The organism is Occallatibacter riparius, from assembly GCF_025264625.1.
GTDB classification, from domain to species: domain Bacteria; phylum Acidobacteriota; class Terriglobia; order Terriglobales; family Acidobacteriaceae; genus Telmatobacter; species Telmatobacter riparius.
The window spans coordinates 5750275-5767216 of the sequence record NZ_CP093313.1; the positions used below are offsets into that span (position 1 = coordinate 5750275).

The 16942-nt window shown below is 59.2% G+C and carries 15 protein-coding genes; 4 read left to right on the plus strand and 11 right to left on the minus strand.

Annotation, left to right across the window (positions count from 1 at the left end; translation table 11 throughout):
- The first annotated feature begins 16 nt into the window (after nt 1-16).
- On the plus strand, nt 17-3463 hold the full coding sequence (locus tag MOP44_RS23565; protein ID WP_260792856.1) for an alpha-amylase family glycosyl hydrolase: 3447 nt from the start codon (nt 17-19) through the stop codon (nt 3461-3463).
- A 72-nt stretch (nt 3464-3535) separates the two neighbouring features.
- Here MOP44_RS23565 and MOP44_RS23570 read toward each other — a convergent pair whose 3' ends face one another.
- Nucleotides 3536-4738 (minus strand): hypothetical protein, encoded by a 1203-nt coding sequence (locus MOP44_RS23570; protein WP_260792857.1) that lies wholly within the window; start codon nt 4736-4738, stop codon nt 3536-3538.
- Between the two features lie 338 nt (nt 4739-5076).
- On the opposite strand from MOP44_RS23570, the gene MOP44_RS23575 reads away from it, so the two are divergent.
- Complete coding sequence (locus MOP44_RS23575) at nt 5077-5457, plus strand: hypothetical protein (RefSeq protein ID WP_260792858.1); 381 nt, start codon at nt 5077-5079, stop codon at nt 5455-5457.
- 100 nt (nt 5458-5557) lie between these two features.
- On the opposite strand, the gene MOP44_RS23580 is transcribed toward MOP44_RS23575, so the two are convergent.
- The 10 genes from MOP44_RS23580 to MOP44_RS23625 form a co-directional block, all read right to left on the minus strand.
- Nucleotides 5558-5749, minus strand: coding sequence for a hypothetical protein (locus tag MOP44_RS23580; protein WP_260792859.1), 192 nt, complete (start codon nt 5747-5749; stop codon nt 5558-5560).
- 91 nt (nt 5750-5840) lie between these two features.
- Complete coding sequence (locus MOP44_RS23585; RefSeq protein WP_260792860.1) at nt 5841-6266, minus strand: hypothetical protein; 426 nt, start codon at nt 6264-6266, stop codon at nt 5841-5843.
- Nucleotides 6267-6342: 76 nt separating this feature from the next.
- Complete coding sequence (locus MOP44_RS23590; protein ID WP_260792861.1) at nt 6343-7965, minus strand: DUF6600 domain-containing protein; 1623 nt, start codon at nt 7963-7965, stop codon at nt 6343-6345.
- A 209-nt stretch (nt 7966-8174) separates the two neighbouring features.
- Nucleotides 8175-8843 (minus strand): hypothetical protein, encoded by a 669-nt coding sequence (locus MOP44_RS23595; protein ID WP_260792862.1) that lies wholly within the window; start codon nt 8841-8843, stop codon nt 8175-8177.
- Nucleotides 8840-9349: a crossover junction endodeoxyribonuclease RuvC gene (ruvC, locus tag MOP44_RS23600; RefSeq protein WP_260792863.1), complete on the minus strand. Its 510-nt coding sequence runs from the start codon at nt 9347-9349 to the stop codon at nt 8840-8842. Before ruvC ends, MOP44_RS23595 begins: the two co-directional genes overlap by 4 nt.
- A 388-nt stretch (nt 9350-9737) precedes the next feature.
- The gene (locus MOP44_RS23605; protein ID WP_260792864.1) at nt 9738-10094 is read right to left on the minus strand and encodes a response regulator transcription factor; all 357 of its coding nucleotides are present in this window, start codon (nt 10092-10094) and stop codon (nt 9738-9740) included.
- Between the two features lie 242 nt (nt 10095-10336).
- A complete protein-coding gene (locus tag MOP44_RS23610) occupies nt 10337-10564 on the minus strand; it encodes a hypothetical protein (protein WP_260792865.1) in 228 nt (75 codons plus the stop codon).
- 329 nt (nt 10565-10893) lie between these two features.
- The gene (locus MOP44_RS23615; RefSeq protein ID WP_260792866.1) at nt 10894-11781 is read right to left on the minus strand and encodes a hypothetical protein; all 888 of its coding nucleotides are present in this window, start codon (nt 11779-11781) and stop codon (nt 10894-10896) included.
- 980 nt (nt 11782-12761) lie between these two features.
- A complete protein-coding gene (locus tag MOP44_RS23620) occupies nt 12762-13154 on the minus strand; it encodes a response regulator (protein ID WP_260792867.1) in 393 nt (130 codons plus the stop codon).
- Between the two features lie 534 nt (nt 13155-13688).
- On the minus strand, nt 13689-14030 hold the full coding sequence (locus MOP44_RS23625; protein WP_260792868.1) for a hypothetical protein: 342 nt from the start codon (nt 14028-14030) through the stop codon (nt 13689-13691).
- Between the two features lie 128 nt (nt 14031-14158).
- Here MOP44_RS23625 and MOP44_RS23630 point away from each other — a divergent pair, with 128 nt between their 5' ends.
- Together MOP44_RS23630 and MOP44_RS23635 are read left to right on the plus strand one after the other, a co-directional pair.
- On the plus strand, nt 14159-15355 hold the full coding sequence (locus MOP44_RS23630) for a hypothetical protein (protein WP_260792869.1): 1197 nt from the start codon (nt 14159-14161) through the stop codon (nt 15353-15355).
- Between the two features lie 908 nt (nt 15356-16263).
- On the plus strand, nt 16264-16851 hold the full coding sequence (locus tag MOP44_RS23635) for a hypothetical protein (protein ID WP_260792870.1): 588 nt from the start codon (nt 16264-16266) through the stop codon (nt 16849-16851).
- Nucleotides 16852-16942 lie beyond the last annotated feature (91 nt).

A 16942-nucleotide genomic window follows, 5' to 3' on the forward strand; every position in this document is an offset into this window, starting at 1 on the left:
AGATTGCGAGGATGCCATGCGGCGTAGCGCGTTCAAATTTGCCCTTGTTGCCACCATCGCCATGTTTATTTCGGCTTCCGTGCAAGCCCAATGGAACACGCCGGCCATCGACGGCACCATCACCTCGAACGAGTACGGAACGAACAATAAGCTCGATAATGCCGGCAACACGGGACAGACCTGGTACATGACATGGGACGCCAGCAACCTTTATGTGGCCATCGTGAATGCCAACGTAAGCGAAGGCGCCGTCCTCTATGTCAAAGGCAATCCGCAGAATCCTGCCACATGCTGCACGAACGCCGACGGGAGTTCCAGTGGCTTCAACTACGACGGCGCGCAGTTCTCGACTCTGCCGTTCCGCGCCGCCTTCGTCACCTATTTCAAGAATGGTTACCGCGAATACCGCAACTCCGACGGCAATAACGGCTGGACCGGATCGACCGCCTACTACGGCCAGTACGCCGACAATGGCGGCAACAACAACACACGCGAGGTCGCGATTCCGTGGAGCGCCATCACCGGCGGAGGAATGCCATCCTCCTTCGCCTTCTTTGGGTATCTGACTTCGGGCGGCGGCTACGTTTACGGACAGGCCCCGCCCGACAATCCAGGAGCGTTCGTCGGAACAAGTGCCACGGCAACGCAATACTATGCAGTCGTAAACACCGGAAAAAACACGAGCACACCCCCCTTCTCGCTGGAACAGCCTTCGGGCTTCAGCGCTGCCGACTCCGCCGGCTTCCGCCACGACACGTTTGATCCCATCTACCGAGACCAGGAAGGCGCCGTGCCCGAAAATGCCCAGGTCACGCTGCGCTTTACCACCCTGCACTCCAGCGGTATCTGGGGTGTCAAAGTCCGTGCCTATCTATTCGACACAGCCACGGGCAATACCACAGGCCCCATCGACACCGACATGCCGTTCGATCAGAACCTCACTGTGAACGGCACCGAGCTGGACGCATGGAAGGCCACCCTCACCATGCCGTCTGCAACCACGGTTTACTACTACAAGTTCCGCATCAACAGAGATCAGACCAACGGCTGGTACAGCGACGATTACCTCGACGATAACGACAACGTCCACAAAGACGGAACCGGCAAACCGACGGACGGCGAGCCATTCAATTCGTTCCAGATCACGGTCTACGATCCGAACTTCCAGACTCCGGCGTGGCTGCAGCAGGCCAACGTCTATCACATTCTTCCTGACCGCTTCCGCAACGGCGACCAGACGAATGACTACTGCCGCACCGGATCCACCACAGGCTGTCCAAGTTTCTACGGAACCGATCCGAGCACCGTCATTCATTACGACACGTGGAATGCGCAAATGTGCGACCCGCGTGACAGCAGTTCGTCCTGCTACAACAATTTCACCCAGTTCTACAACGGCGATCTGCCGGGCGTACAAAGCAAGCTCGATTACATCCAGTCCCTCGGCTTCGACACCATCTACATGAACCCCATCTTCATGGCACGCTCCTATCACCGCTATGACACCGATCAGTATCTGCAAATCGATCCGGCGCTGGGCGGCGACGCAGCCTTTACGTCACTCATCGCGGAGATGAACCGCCGCGGCATGCAGGTCATTCTGGATGGAGTCTTCAATCACGCCTCGTCCGACGGCCTCTACTTCGACCGCTATCATCGCTACGCCTCCGATGGAGCATGCGAGTCGCTGAGCTCCGTGTGGCGAAGCTGGTTCCACTTCAACGACGACAACGTGCCATGCAATTCATCGGATTATCCGGCTTGGTTCGGATTCGACAGCCTGCCGACGTTCGATCACACCAACCCCGCTGTGAAGGATTTCTTCTATCGCGGCCCGAACAACGTCACGCAATACTGGTACAGCCGCGGCGCGAGCGGCTGGCGCTTCGACGTAGCGGACGATGGCAACTTCGGGCATCCGTGGTGGAACGACTACCGCAGCTACGCCAAGAAGTACAACGTCAACGGCCCGCTGATCGGCGAGATCTGGCCCAACGCCAGCCAGTACCTGGCGGGCGACCAGATGGACTCCGTGATGAACTATCGCTTCCGCAAAAACATCATCGGCTTCGCGCGCAACGCCGAATGGCACGACGACAACAACAACGGCACGAACGATATTCCGGGACTTAGCCCCAGTCAGTTCGATCACGCGATCCGCGCGGTGCGCGACGATTACCCGGGTCAGGCCACAGCGGCCATGCTCAACCTTCTCGATTCGCACGACGTCAACCGCGCGCTCTATGTACTCACGGAAACCGGTGACAGCGGACTGACGCAGGCGAAACAACGGCTCGAACTCGCAGCCCTGTTCCAATTCGCGTATGTCGGCGCGCCCATGGTCTACTACGGCGATGAAGTCGCGGTGAACTCGCCGTCAAAGAGCAGCAGCGGCAACGGGCCATACGGCGATCCCTACACCCGGCCACCCTATCCGTGGACGGATCAAGCCGGTGATCCCTCCATCTACGGCCCCCCAGACACCTCAGTCTCTTCGTATTACACCAAACTCTCCCATCTGCGTAAGCAGTACCCGGCGTTGCGTAATGGAGCCTACATCACGCTGCTAACCGGAGACACCCAGCAGCCCAACACGGCTCCCAACACATACGCGTTCGCGCGCATGCTGGCCAATGAATCGTCAGCGCTCGTAGCCATGAACAACGGCGCGGCCAGCAACGCCGCGAGTATCCCCGTCGCCGGGGTGTTCAGTGATGGCACGCAGTTGCAGGATGCGATCTCCCTCGCGACTTACTCGGTGACTGGCGGGAACGTACAAGTAACACTTTCTGCTCGCACCGGAGTGGTGTTGCTGCCGTATCCCGTAAACCTCGATCTGGCGCCGCCGAGCGCGTTCATATCCACCTCACCTGCGGCCAACAGTCAGGGATGGATCAACTCGCTCCCCGTCACCGTCGACTTGAGTGCGAACGACTCGGGCAGCGGCGTGCAGCAGCTACGCTACTGGATCAACGATGGCCCCGTCTCCGCAGCGGCCGGCAACTCGGCCTCCACGCGAGTGACAGCAGAGGGACCCTACACTGTGGGCCTGCGCGCCATCGACAACGCCGGCAACATCAGCGCGCCCGCCACCGCAACCTTCGGCGTCGACGTCACGCCCCCTGTGGTGCGCGTATCAGTCTCCCCGCCCTCGCTCTGGCCAGCCAACGGGGCGATGGTTCCGGTTACTGTCTCCGGGTTCGTCACCGACAGTCTGTCAGGCGTTGACCCCAGTACCGCATCCTTCGCAGTGGTTGATGAGTATGGAACCGTTCAACCGCAAGGGCCTGTGAGCCTGGCCAGAGGAGGGTCGTACTCGTTCAAGGTCTTCCTGCGGGCATCGCGAAACGGAAACGACCTCGATGGGCGGAAGTACGCCATCACCGTCAGCGCCCGCGATAATGCCGGCAACCTGGCTTCATCCGCAGCGATCGTAACTGTCCCGCACGACATGGGCCACTGAGATAGAGCCTGTTTCTCGAAGATGAGATGCCGAACGACGAAGCGTGTCCAGCAGGACAGTCGTCTTCGGCTCTCACTTCGCGGAGTTTGCGGCAGGGTGCTTGTTGTTCAGACAGTCCTGCCTGATCCTCGACTTCATCTCTTCTGAAACCGGGTGTCTGGGAATAGGGCGCATAATGGGGTCCGCCGCACTCGCGACGATCCCAGCATCCATCTCTTCCGGCGTCGAAGGACCGGGCATACCGACAAGCTTCATCCGGCGCAGCCATTCAGATCTGTAGGCCCGATCCAGCGCGATATCCGCCGGAAGGGGTTCCACCAGTGATGACCGCAGTGGACCCAGATAGAGAAAGGCGTCCATCTGATCTGCAATCGGCTTGAAAGGCTTGCCCCCGAATGCCTCGCTGACATTGCAGTCCCCGTCTGTTGTGATCGGCGACGGGAGGAACGCCTCAAGGCCTAGCGACCCGAATCGGCTGTTCTTTGTTCTCAACAGCGACGGCCAAACACCGCCCGGAGCGTTCAAATCCCCGAGCTCTTCGCCGTCCGTACCGTAGTACCCAAAACCGCCGATCACGAACGTTCTGCCGGGGTAGTGGCGCTCATACCTCGTCACGGCATCTCCTTCCCCCGGGCCGCCACCGTGCAGCAGATGGAACATTCCGAAGAGCATCAGCGCTTTGCGGTGCTTCGAAAGCACCTCACTTTCCATCACCGATGCGATACTTCCATCCCGGTCGAAAAATGGGGTGAGGTCTTCGTAGGAGCGAATCTTGCTCCAATCGATCGGCGGATCCGCAGCAACGATTCTCAAACGGCTCGTTGCAGAAAGGTGCTGATTGAGCGAGCGGACAAGCGGATAAAGCTGCTCGTAGAAGCCGGACGCTCCGCACATCTGTTGAACCGTCGTGTCTCGCCACACATGCTGCACTTCGGTGAACGGAATGTTCTCGCCGGCGATGTACTGATCAAGGATGGATTGATACCGCCTGTTCCCACATTCAACAACGATGTCGTTCACCGATGCCGAAAAGCGCGGGTCCCGAATGAAAGAAAGGATGAAGTCGTCAATGTCCTTATCACCATGAGCGGCCGGCATCGCTACGACCTCAAACGTCTCGAACGCTTTCAAGATCGCCGGAATCGCAGGTTGTGGCGTCGGGACCTTGACGTCATCGACCGAGTCGTCGGCCGACACCTGAGCCCTGAAAGGCTGCGGCACAAGCGCAATCATCCCAAGGAAAAGAAGGAAGAATTTCCAACGCACACTTCTCATAAGTGAAAGAGACTTCCTGTCCATGATGGTTCCCTCCGTTTGTCCGATCGCCCTCACGCGAAGCTCCAGACTCAAAACTCCGGCACTCTTGACGAGTCTTCAGTTCTAGCTGCGGCCTATGTAGCAAACTACGTTGCCATCACGCACCCCGGCTTGTCAAGCAACTGCCTTAAGACCTCTCCGGGCGCGGCCGACACAAATGAGCACAAGACCGGGGTGCGACTGCTACGCGCAGAAGTCGATACTTCCCAGTTGCCGACCACTCGTCCAGAACCAGTAATCAGAGCGCTATTTTCGATCAGCGCATAGAATGAGCGCAGCGTTCCGGGGCGTTCATCTTGGAAGACACCGACAGACAGAACTTGGAAGAACCCGACAATCAGAACAGAAAAGTGGCACTGGTAATCCTCTTGTGCGTGATGATTCCGCTCGACCTGCTCATCGCGGACCCGGGCAGGGCGAGAGCAGCCGCTGTTTGCGCAGGGGTTTTTGCCTACACCATGTGGTCGCGGCGTCGTCTGAGGCACAGGGTTTGGTTCTGGGCCGTGTTGCTGCTACTAGCCGCGTCACATGTGGTCTTAATCCGTTTCGTCCACTGGTCAGACGCGTGGATGTCCCCGCAGGCAATTCTTGGAGTGGCGCTGCTTGATTTCGCATATGTATGCGGGCCGATTTGGTTGATCGAAGAGGCCCTCTCGAGAGAATCGAAGATTAGCTGATTGTCTTATCGTGACGTTCCGATCGAGTCACCGCCAAGGCGGAAGTTTCAGCCGCGAATACCCCTGAGAGATGGTTTCGAGCCTGCTTTCGTCGGAAGCATCAGAGAAAATCGGTCTTACGCGACTGGACGTAAAACGTCACCGCGAGCAGCAGCGGCACCGTCAACAGTTCGCAGATCAGCACAGCCCATGCCGTTGAACTCCAATGCACCTGTGTGCCCCACATATACATCGAGATGCCATGCAGGTGAGCAAAGGCGTATCCCAGACTGATGATGCCTAGGCTGAGCAAAGATACCGGCCATCGTCCACGTCTGCGAGCAAAGTCAACACATCCCTGAATCCAACCAGGGTTGCGAATCAGTAGTCGGCAAAGTGCCCTTCTATTCCCGCTTAGTCCCCTGCAGAGAAGCCAGATGCTGCTGGCATTCCGCGACTCCCTCTTCCACGCGAAGCGAAGCATACAGAGCCTTCGCTTCCAGCCAGGAAGCGCGCGCCAGCTCGCGGTCGCCCACAGCTGCATTCAGCAGTGCATACGGCCGCAAGGTGTTCGCCAGGTCCAGAACCCGCGTCTCCAGGCTCGCCCGGTAAGCCTCCAGCGCGTCCTCATACAAAGGCCGAGCAGTCTCAAACTCCGACTCCTCCAGCCACATATCCGCGATGTGGCGGATCGCATGCGCCCAGGCCAGCGTGAGCCCTTCCTGCCGGTATTGCGCAGCAGCCTCGGCGTAGTACTTCCGTGCAGAGTCCCGATCGCCGGCCGCGCGAGCCCGGCGTCCCTCATCGATCAATTCGGCCGCACTTTTCATGCCCGCAGAATACATCCGCCTGGACGCAAGAAGGCCGCTTCATTTCCTGAAGCGGCCTTCTTTATCCAACCTGTGATTACCTGTGCGGGCTGCCCGACACATGGCTTCCGCCGCCACCCGAAGGACGTGGCGCAGGAGCCGGAGCCGAACGCGGTGCCGGAGCCGGCGCAGGTGCCGGACGATATACCGGCGCTGGCGCGGGATGATACACAGGCGGTGGCGCCGGGTGATACACCGGCACGCTCGGCGTCCTCGGAGCGGTCACCGGACCCGGCGACGGCGCCGGCGTGTAACCCGGCCGCTGCACAGGAGCCGGTGCATAAACCGGCCGCGGCGCGGTCGCCACTGGAGGAGCCGCATATCCCTGCCTGCCCGGAACCAACGGACCGCGGATCGTGCCACCCGGATTCGCCGTCCGGCCCGGCTCCCCGTTCACCGGTCCCGCCGTCACAAAGGTCTTGTGGAACCCTTCACGCGGAATGGCCACCGGCTTCAGCGGCTGAGCCACTGCTGTGCCAATTCTGATCGGATGCCCGCCGTCGCGCGGCGGCAGAACGCCCGGGCCGCCGGGCTCATTGCGCATCACCCGCACGATGGGTAGCACCGGCCGCACTTTAATCGGTGTCCTCACTCCCGGTCCGCCCTGCACGGGTCTCGGCCTGGGCTGATGCGGACGCATCGGCAGCCGGTACCACACCGGCAAATAGCCCACGTTGTAGTACCAGCCTCCGCCGCCGCTCCACCACGGATTGCACACGCCCGGAGCCCATCCCCACCCGAACGCGCCATACCAGTTCCAGGCGCCGCATTGGTAGGGCATATAGCCCCAGCTATAGCCGCTCACCCACATGTACCCGTACGACGGCGTCCACATCCAGTAGCCGCTACCGTACGGATCCCAACCGGCATCCTCCGCCTCATAGGGAGACCACACGTAGCCCTGATCCGGCACGTTGTACCAGGTGCCGTTCGAATTCAAATCGCTCCATGCCGGATTACTGCTGTTGGGCTGGTCGGCAGTCGCCGCGGTCGTCCCAACATCGGCGGTGGTCATCTCCTGGTCGCGGTCGGAGTTCCACGCGTCCCACGAGTCCGGCTCGATCGTTGACGACAGATTCAGGTTGTTCAGCGCAACGCTCTCGCCGCCCTTCACGTCCAGCGACGCGCCATTGGTCCCGTCGATATGCGCATTGCCTGAGAACACCGCGAACTCGCCAGGCGCCTCATCCAGCCTCACGCGCAGCACCGTGAACCCGCTCACCGTGACCACGTCCCCTCCGAACCGCACCCGCGTCGGACTGGCCTGATTTCCATCCTGCAGCTCGAAGTAGCCCATGCCGCTGTCGAGCGTCATTTCCGTGTCGCCGGCCTTCAGCACGCTCAACGTCAGCGAGCTCTCAGGAGGAATGCGCGCCACGCTCCCATCCTCAAACTGGATCTCGGCCCGCCCGTCTTCGCCCGTGGTGATCTGCGTTCCCTCAAACAGCGGAGTATTCGCAACGGCATGGTCCGCCAGCACATCCCCGCCCTGCGAGACCTGCACCTGACCGTCCACGCTGCTCAGGCGAACCGCGCGCCCTGAACCGCCGGCTGTCCCGCCGCCGTTCGCGTCATCGGCCCGCACCGCCGCGCCCAGAATCATCACCGTCGCTACCGAACCAACCGCTACTGCCCGCCGCAACCACGCTCCCGATTTCATGACGTCCCCTAGCCTTTCGACCCCCGCGACGTGCATCTCCACTTGCCCAACACTACTTAGACACCTTCTCTAACCCGAAAGTCGCGCCGAATGCCGGCGCAATCTAACCCCTACTCCCTTCCCCCCAAACCCTGCTTTACTATTTCCTGTTCCCTACTCCCTTTTCCCTGCTTTTCTGTTCCCTGTTCCCTGATCCCTGTTCCCTGCCCTTACGCCCCTGCGTCCGCTTTCGTCAGCAATATCCGCGCCCGGCGCTTCACCCGCTCCAGCACTGCCGGATCCTCCGCCAGCCGCTCCAGAATGTCGCGAATCGAACCAATCTGCTGCGCCCGCCCATCCGCAGCCGACTCCACCAGCACCTGCGTCTCGCGGTCCAAACCCAGCCTGTCGTGCAGCAGCAAAGCCTGCAGCCGGGCGCCTTCAATCAGCGTGGTTGCCACGCTCACCAGCGAGTCCCCCAGCGCCTGAATCTCCGGATCCTTCGCATAGTTGAACTCGCAGGTTCCCTGCCCCGCCGGACCCGTGTAGGTGAACTTCTTCTTCCCCTGGAAAGCGACTTTCAAATGGCTCTCGCACCCGGCCTTGAACAGCTTCTTCTTCTCCGCTATCTCGAAGACGTGCGCCGCGAACTCGGCGCTCAGCTGAATGTCGCGATCAACATCGCGAGCTTCGATACCTGGCTGACCTTCCGCCGAACCTCGCTCCGTTCTGAAGTGCCCCGTTCCATCCGGATGAAACTCCAGCGTCCACTGTGCAGGAATCAGCCCCGGATTCGAGAACTCGACCTCGAACAGCGAGCTACCCTCAGCCCGCGCGTACGCCGTAACGGCAAAAGCGGCCACGAACAACAACGCGAACTGCCGCAAGCAGGACCTCATCGCCCCGCCCCCTGCATCTCCAGCGTCTGCGCCGTATGAATGTGGCAAATGGCGATCGCCAGGGCATCGGCCGCGTCCGCCGGCTGCGGCAGCTCCGCCAGGTTCAGCAGCCGCTGCACCATGAACTGCACCTGCTCCTTCTTGGCCAGCCCGTAACCCACCACGCTCTGCTTGATCCTCAATGGTGCGTACTCGGCCACCGGCAGCCCCTCGCACGCCGCCGCCAGCAGCGCCACCCCGCGCACCTGCCCCAGCTTCAGCGCCGACTTCGCGTTCACTGAATAGAACACTTCCTCCACCGCCACCACGTCCGGACGCCACTGTGCAATCTGTTCGCGCAATTCGCGATACACCTGCTCCAGACGGACCGGCAGCGGCTTGCTCTTCGGCAGCTGAATCCCCCCGAGTGCCCTGCATGCCAGCCGCGCATCCCGTTCGCCGTCACATGTATCCACCACACCGAAGCCAGTGACCTCAGTGCCACAATCAATTCCGAAGACGCGCATTGGGCCAAGTTTACCGCAGTCTCAACCTGCCCGGCAGCCCTCTTCTTGCCCCAACCCACTCCACCCCACAAGTGTCATCCCGAGCCGAAGCCGAGGGATCTGCGGTTGTTCTTGCCTTGGCTTCTTGAAAGACTCACCACCAAACCTCCCGTGCCCCATCCTGTCGCCTTTTCTCTGGCGACAGGGTGGGAAGCCACCGAACCTCACCCAGCCGAGCTTTTGCCTTTTGCTTTTGCCTTTGCTCTTCTTTCTGTCATTCCCGTAAGGGAATCTGCTTCTCCGTCCAGGGCTCGCCACCAAACCCACGCCACCCCAGAAGTGTCATCCCGAGGCGAAGCCGAGGAACCTGCGGTGAGCAGGTGAAGGCGTGCGACATACCCGCAGGATTCTAGAGAACGGCTCCAACGGCACAGGCATCCAGAAATCGCAGAATGTCAGTCGGTAAAACGGGCTTAGGGAGCGCGTTGCGAGGGCGACCACCCGGAGCAATGCGCCTTGCCTCCTCGATCAGGTTGAAGTCCGCCGAGATGAAAAGAATGCGTGCTTCCGGGTGGCGTTGTTCGATCCATTCGGCAAGTTCGAAGCCATCCATGCCCGGCATCATCAAGTCCGAGATGACCGCATGAGGTTTGAAGGCTTCAACTAGGCCCGCAGCCTGTACACCGCTGTAGGCGACGCGCACCGTGTGACCTTTGGCCTGCACAATCATACCGAGCGTGTCGGCGACGCTATGCTCGTCGTCCACGATGAGGACGCGGAGGGGAAAGGAATCTTGCATCGCTACAGGTCCGGGACACCAATATATCGCGAACGTCCGCCGACCGACATAGCTTTGTTCGGTTTCAGGGGTTCTCCCTAGTGTCACGAAAGTCGCCGCCGGTCTACGCTCGTTCAGAAAGACACAGAGAGCATTCTTGAGGGGCATGGCAGGGCTATGCCCCTTTTGTTTTTCGTGCTACTGGCATCATTACAGCAGGTGCCGGCGGTCTAGGGCTTTCTGTAAATCGGGCGGAAGTGGCTCTGGATCGGCTCAGAACTGGACTGCGAGGGATCGATGGAGATGACCTTGGTGGCGGAGGCTTGTTCGGTGCTGGTCGCGGGGATCAATGAAACGCTGTGGTTTTCTTCATTGATAGCGGCGACAACATAGATTTCGGGACGTCCGCTGATTTGGACGTGATCTCCGACCTTCGGAAGGCTCGTGTGGTCTTTCATAAGGTTTGACTAGATGACGTGCTGTCGGCCCAGGAAGTCTCAGACAAGGGAAGACACTAGAGCAGGTGGCGGCGGTCTAGGGCGTGGGCTAGGCTCGGAAGTTACCTTTTCGTCACTAGATGCGCGTGGTGCGTCAGAGCCGGCGTGGGCGTCTGCGAGACTCAGGCGCGCGCCGGACACGCGCGCCTGAGCTCCACCTGCTGAAGGAGAGTGCGGTCGCCATCAACAATGCGGTTGCGAACCCTGCTTTCGCACTCGCCAACCCCTACGAACTGCGCTTCGGGTTGACTCACGACAGAGCCACAATCGGCTTTGAACACGAGCGTGCATCAACGCGCCTTAATGTTTCCCGCGGGAAACGCTTGCGCAGCGCAGGCCGTGATGGCGCCCTTCTCCGCGCCGGTGATCACTTTGACCTGAGCCAAAATGTCCAGCCCCTGAGTGATGCAGCTGACGATTTTCCCATGGTTCTTGGCGCCGGCAGCACAATCATCCGCCAAGCCTCCCACCACCTGCTGCAGGAGAGTGCGGCCGCCGTCAACAATGCGGTTGCGAACCTTGGTTTCGCATTCGCCCACCCCAACGAATATCGCCTCGGGCTGGCTCACCACAGAGCCGCAATCGGCTTTGAACAGCTCGTCTTTACAGTAGTCGACGTGACAGTCTTCGTGAACTTCAAACTTTGTCCAGGTAACATGCGCATCGTGAATAATGCCGAAGCCTTTCACCGCGCAACTGTTGCTCTGATCGTCATACAAGTCGTAACCGTAAGCCCAGTTGGATTTGACGATCGCTGAATTGTTGACATAGGCGCTGTTCCACGCTGCCTGGAAGACTGCATCGTTCTGATCACCCGGGATCAGCATTTGCGATGAGATGGAAAGTATCTCGGCCCACACCTTTCGGCCCGATGTGCCTCCGCCAAACTCATACGAAACAGTAGCCCCGGAAGCGACATCTTTGACAGCACATACCTCATCTGTTCGATTGTTGATATAAACCCCGTCAGATGTTTCGTTGCTGTCGGCGCTGCCGCTGAAAAACTGAACGCAACCGACCGCCTTGAAAACTGCCCTCATCGGGTATGGGGTATTGTTGGTTACGCTCACAGTGGTTCTGGCAGCAGACGCGGAGATGGGAAGAAACATCGCAATCGTGAAAATTGCGACTCCTGCGGTGATAAGAGTTCTACCGGCAAACGCAAAAAGCCTTTGCATGGACTTACCTCCTCACTCGTATTTCGGTGTTTCCCACGGGGCGTTTTGGATTGTGTCTCAAGGGGGTGTGTGGAAAAGGAGGGAAATACGCCTCCGGGAGGCGAACCAATCCGTCGGCAATTAGGCCACCAAAATCAGACCCGATAAGTGATCATCAGCACCTTACTGTGTGACAAACCAGGAGTCGGGCCGTGCGCAGTTCGCTCAGTTCCGTCATGCCTACCGCCGCCTCACCTTCAAAGGAGATGATTCATGCCGCCCAACTCAATGTCCGCACGGGCAGTCCCCTGCTGATCCTATGGTGGACCTTTACGGTCTTCTTATTTGGGATCTTCATCGGCGACGCTGCGGTCGTGGTGCGTAGCCGCGCCCCCATATCTACAGGTCTCTATAGCTTTTGCCATTGGGATGCGTCGGGCGGAGGGGCGCGCCTTGCGGAGGCGCCTGCGCCCCGCAGCTTGAGATGGCCCCCGCTGAGTTGGGCTCTATGCTTTTGCGGTTGCTGTTGTTTTGTCCTGGGGCCCTGCTGAATTGATTCCCAGCGCTGGGATGGCACGCGCGCGGGACGAGATGCAAAGGGCGTTAGGGTGTCCGTCCGCGCGGATGGAATGAGCTTCGCCGGGGGGGGCGCTGAGGCAGGGGCTTGGGGGCGCCAACCACCAGGGAATTAGGAAAGCGAAGCGCTGTGCGGGCCGTGAACCTCGACGGCAGAGCCCGGGCGCTGATCACGCGCACACCGCAGCACGACGCGTGACACACCACCGAGGCGACCGACGGGAGCGTTTCGGTGGGTCGCGCGGAATGCGTAACCTCGGCCCTTCGGACAGACCAGCGCGTGGACCACGAATTGGGATGTGTCCAATGGCAATGGCTTGTGCGCGGTGTCCGCGGTGATGCCTGGCGCGCGATGCGTGGAGCGGAGCGAAGGGCGGACGGGTGAAGGCCGCGGGCGCATGGTTCGCGCGCGGTGTGTTCGGCCGTCACGAGCGAGACTCGGCCGATGGCGCGCAGCTGGCTACGAAATGAAGGATCTCCTTGGGGTGGGCGGGTTTGGCCAGCAGTGTATGAGAGTGTCCTCTGTGGTTCCCTTCCTCAGCTAACGCAACGCTCGCTTCGGCTCCCGAAAGCAGCAGAACCTTGGTTGCGGGCCAATGATGTGCAATCCAGTTGGCGAGGTCAATGCCGCTCATACGAGGCAAGACCACATCGGCAATCACGACCTGGGGGGCGAACTTGAGAATGCATACAACGGCCTCTTCGCCGGTGGAGGCGGTGCGCACATCGTTACCAGCGGCTTTCAGGATCGAGGAGAACATATCGGCGATGACTTGGTTGTCATCGACGACGAGGACACGTAGGGGAGGGGTATCCATGAGAGGCCTTGGGAGCAAGGGGGATTTGGCCCGGTCCTCAGCCTAGCGCCGGGCGAGGCGGCGGGTTAGTTGGGGAATACCCTAGTTATGTGACTAATTCCTCAATTTTTATTGCATGGTGAACATCACTTCGAGCGCAATTTTGGTCGGATGGAAGCAAGCCTACGAACTTGAACAGAAGATACCAAAGGGCGCGTATAGGTATAGCTACCTATGGTCTTTTATGGCATGCTTGCCGTGGTCAGAACGGAACCTAGGGCTCGCCCTAGTTGGTTCGGGCCAAGTTGTCCGGGTAAGTTGCTGTTACCCCCCCGGCCCCATGAAAGGTTACAGGGCCAGCTGAGAGGGCAGCATCTCAGGAGGTCCAATGCCTATTCCGAAACTATGCGAGCGGGTGCGCGTTCAAGGAGAGGGCGACAGAACCTACATGGTCATCAAGGTTGACGCACCGAGGGAGACTGTCGAAGTTATCGCAGAGTCCGGGCCGACGAGGGTCCTTGAGAATGTGCATTTCTCCATGATAGTTGGACCGAGTTAGAGCAGCGCGCGGCGGTCGAGGGCGTCTGCGAGACTCAGGCGCGCGCCGGATACGCGCGCCTGAGCTTCCGGGACACTGCACCGCAAACAGGAGGCAAGGGCGGTGAGAGATAGGTTGTCCCGGTAGGCCAGCAGTAGAGCGGACTGCTGGCGATCTGCGAGGGTGGAGAAGACCTGCTCAAAGCTGAGGACGCGCACTAGGCGCGAATCGTGGGCGCGCTGCTGGCGTGGTGTGTAGCCGCTGGCTTGCAGGTTGACCGTTAGACCGGAGCGCAGCGCGGAGCGCTCAGAACACCAGCGACGGAGGGCGGCGACGGCGAGGGCTTCAAAGCTGCTCATCGGGCAGGTGGCCCGTCATGAGGTCACCACAAACCTGAGTGCCCCATTCATCCCGAGCCTTATCGTGGATGAGTGTTTCAAATCAACGTAGAGACAACAGCTTGTTCCGGTGGAGCTATCGAAACAGAATGAACTCATCAGATTGGCGTTTAGTCGGCTTCGATGCGAATGAAACCGCACTGGATGGCGGGAAAACTCCCCTTCCCGGCCACGTACGCGAAGTGTTCCTGCTTCGCCCGGAGATCGAGTTACCGTATTCAGTGGACGGACATGTATGGCCTTCAGTCTGGGGCATGAGCGATCAATCGCAGGAAAATGAGAATGGCTTATGGCCGAATCTAGCCAGGATGCAACAGCGGTTAGTACAACAGGGTCGAACAGCCATCCTGGTCGCCGTGGAACTTCTCGTTCCGAAGAATCCTCCAGGTCTTGGTTTTCCATACTCTCTCATCGATTCGACTCCCGAGCCGCAAACGGTACCGGAAGGTAGCACCTGCCTTGGTTTCGACGTGGCGGACGCGGGCTTTTTGAGTGCTCTATCGAACTGTGGATACAGCGGGGAAGAACGGGCAGTGTTGAGGGCCAGGTGGCGTGACAGGATCAATGATTTTGGGCTTTTGAAGTCGGAGGAAGATGCTCTTGAATTCAAAGAACTGTCTGACGCGAGAGTGCCGGAACACGCTCCGTTCTGGGTCTACAGGCTCTCTCGATTGCACGTCTCTGAGAGACTTCATCGGATCCGCGAGAAGTTACAACATTTGCGGTCGGTCGATGTATCGCTTAAGCAGTATGGAGCGAAATCCCATGAATATCGGCTTGGCCCTTCTCTCGGAGAAATGCAGCTACAGCAATACGAGCGACAGCACGGGGTTGAATTGCCTTATGAATACCGCGGATTCTTGATGGAGGTTGGGCATGGTTGTGCGGGGCCATTTAATGGACTGTTCGCCCTCGACAGCCGAGACCCCGAATTCCTCAACATGTATGGCGGCGACTTAGCGAAGCCATTCCCCTGGACCTCGTCCTTCAATCCAGATCAATGGCAGCGAGGCGATGACACCGGCAATGTGGAAGGCATCGAATGGGATAAAGACGGAAAGTTTGTTGGAATGTTTCTTCCAGGCGCTCTCTACCTTTGCCATCAGGGATGTGCAATTCGGAACTTTCTAATTGTTTCTGGCCCATCCAAAGGGGAAGTATGGAGAGAAGACCAGGCCGGCGGAAAAGGAATCTTCCCCGAGGTTGATGGACACGGAAAAAGGATCGGATTTCTGGACTGGTACGAGCAGTGGCTTGATAGATCACTCCAGAGCTTCACAGCGTAGGCATGAAGCAGTTGGCCCGGCCATGAGGAGATCCCCAACAGCCCCCCCACTCTCGTGACCGCCATCACATACACGGTAATTCCGACGTCCTTATCATCGAACGGTCTTTCAGAAGGCAGGGAGTAGTGTCTCATGAATCATCTCCCGCAGCGATTCATCGAGAGAGCAAAGCAGCATTGGTCGCGCACTGCCCCACGAAAGGCAAAAATGGCGATTAACTACAAAGTAACTGGGGTTACTAGAAAATTAGCTACCCCTCCCCCTGTTTTTACTTCTCCATTTATTCGCCTAAAATCAAACTAAACGACACACTCCATTTATCTTATCGGACTACCAAATTCCATAGCGCCGAAACAAGTCGTTATAACGAAGAATGCCTGATTGTACTCATCAGTAAATGGGCTCCCCCGTGCGCGCGGCTGTCTGAGCCCGACCAGCGAGTTGAACTTTGCGGAGCGATTCCTCCATCTCATTTCATGACCAGCATTTCCTCTGGTTGTGAGCTTCAGAGTAATTTCGGTTGGCAGTCGGCCCGGTCGTGAGGTCACCAGAAACCTAAGTGCCCCATTCACCCGGGCCCCGGCATGGATGATTGCTTCGCGCGAGCGAAGTGTTCCTGCTCCCTCTGGAAATAGAGCACCGGATTCAGTCGACGGACATCTATGGCCTTCGGTCAGGGAAATGAACCATCAACCGCACGACAATGAGAATGGCTTATAGCTGAACCCAATGCGAGCGACAAGCAAATTGTTCAAACATCAATCTTTACAATTTCTTTACAAGTCTCTCGCTCGCCCACATTGTGAAGCAACAGCCCACGTAGGCCTCACATCCCACCCGACAAAGGAATGGTCAGCATAGGGGTCCGGGGGTGCTGATTCAGATCCAAACAGGAGAGGGATACCGCTATGAATCTGAATGCATACAGCCCGGAAATCATCATCGGCGCCTGCGTTGTGGTGCTCGTCGTCATGCTGCTGATCGCGTGCGGCGTGCACCTCCAGCGCAGCCGTCGCCGAACTGAGGACTTGCGCCGCCATTTCGGACCCGTGTACGAGACGGCGCTGGCCTACTACGGTTCGCGCCGGCGCGCCGAAGCCGCGCTGGAATCGCGGCTGCATCGCGCGGCGCGCTTCGATGTGCGACCGCTCTCGCCCACCCAGCGCGCCCGCTTCCTTTCGGAATGGGATACGGTTCAGGCCCGGTTCGTCGATCATCCGCGCGGAGCGGTCGTCGAAGCGGACGAGTTGATCAACGCAATCCTGGTGGCGCGCGGCTATCCAGGCACCACGTTCGAGCAGCGCTCGTCGGATCTCTCCGTGCACTACCCGCGCCTGATCGATTCCTATCGCCGCGCAAACTCCATTGCGATCACGGCCGGAAAGAACGAAGCCACCACGGAAGAGCTGCGCACCGCAATGATCCACTATCGTGCGCTGTTTGAGGAACTGGTCCAGACCAAGACCATCGAAATGCGCCGCGCGGAAGCAGCGTAAAGGCAGGGAATAGGAAGTAGGGAGTAGAAAGCTACCGAGAGCGCCATTTCTGCGAGCAGAACCGAAGACGAACGCAACGTAAAACGGATTG

Coding starts and splice junctions, on each gene's coding strand:
- MOP44_RS23565 (WP_260792856.1), top strand. CDS start 17: ATGCGGCGTAGCGCGTTCAAATTTGCCCTTGTTGCCACCATCGCCATG.
- MOP44_RS23570 (WP_260792857.1), bottom strand. CDS start 4,738: ATGAGAAGTGTGCGTTGGAAATTCTTCCTTCTTTTCCTTGGGATGATT.
- MOP44_RS23585 (WP_260792860.1), bottom strand. CDS start 6,266: ATGAAAAGTGCGGCCGAATTGATCGATGAGGGACGCCGGGCTCGCGCG.
- MOP44_RS23590 (WP_260792861.1), bottom strand. CDS start 7,965: ATGAAATCGGGAGCGTGGTTGCGGCGGGCAGTAGCGGTTGGTTCGGTA.
- MOP44_RS23595 (WP_260792862.1), bottom strand. CDS start 8,843: ATGAGGTCCTGCTTGCGGCAGTTCGCGTTGTTGTTCGTGGCCGCTTTT.
- ruvC (WP_260792863.1), bottom strand. CDS start 9,349: ATGCGCGTCTTCGGAATTGATTGTGGCACTGAGGTCACTGGCTTCGGT.
- MOP44_RS23610 (WP_260792865.1), bottom strand. CDS start 10,564: ATGAAAGACCACACGAGCCTTCCGAAGGTCGGAGATCACGTCCAAATC.
- MOP44_RS23615 (WP_260792866.1), bottom strand. CDS start 11,781: ATGCAAAGGCTTTTTGCGTTTGCCGGTAGAACTCTTATCACCGCAGGA.
- MOP44_RS23620 (WP_260792867.1), bottom strand. CDS start 13,154: ATGGATACCCCTCCCCTACGTGTCCTCGTCGTCGATGACAACCAAGTC.
- MOP44_RS23625 (WP_260792868.1), bottom strand. CDS start 14,030: ATGAGCAGCTTTGAAGCCCTCGCCGTCGCCGCCCTCCGTCGCTGGTGT.
- MOP44_RS23630 (WP_260792869.1), top strand. CDS start 14,159: ATGAACTCATCAGATTGGCGTTTAGTCGGCTTCGATGCGAATGAAACC.
- MOP44_RS23635 (WP_260792870.1), top strand. CDS start 16,264: ATGAATCTGAATGCATACAGCCCGGAAATCATCATCGGCGCCTGCGTT.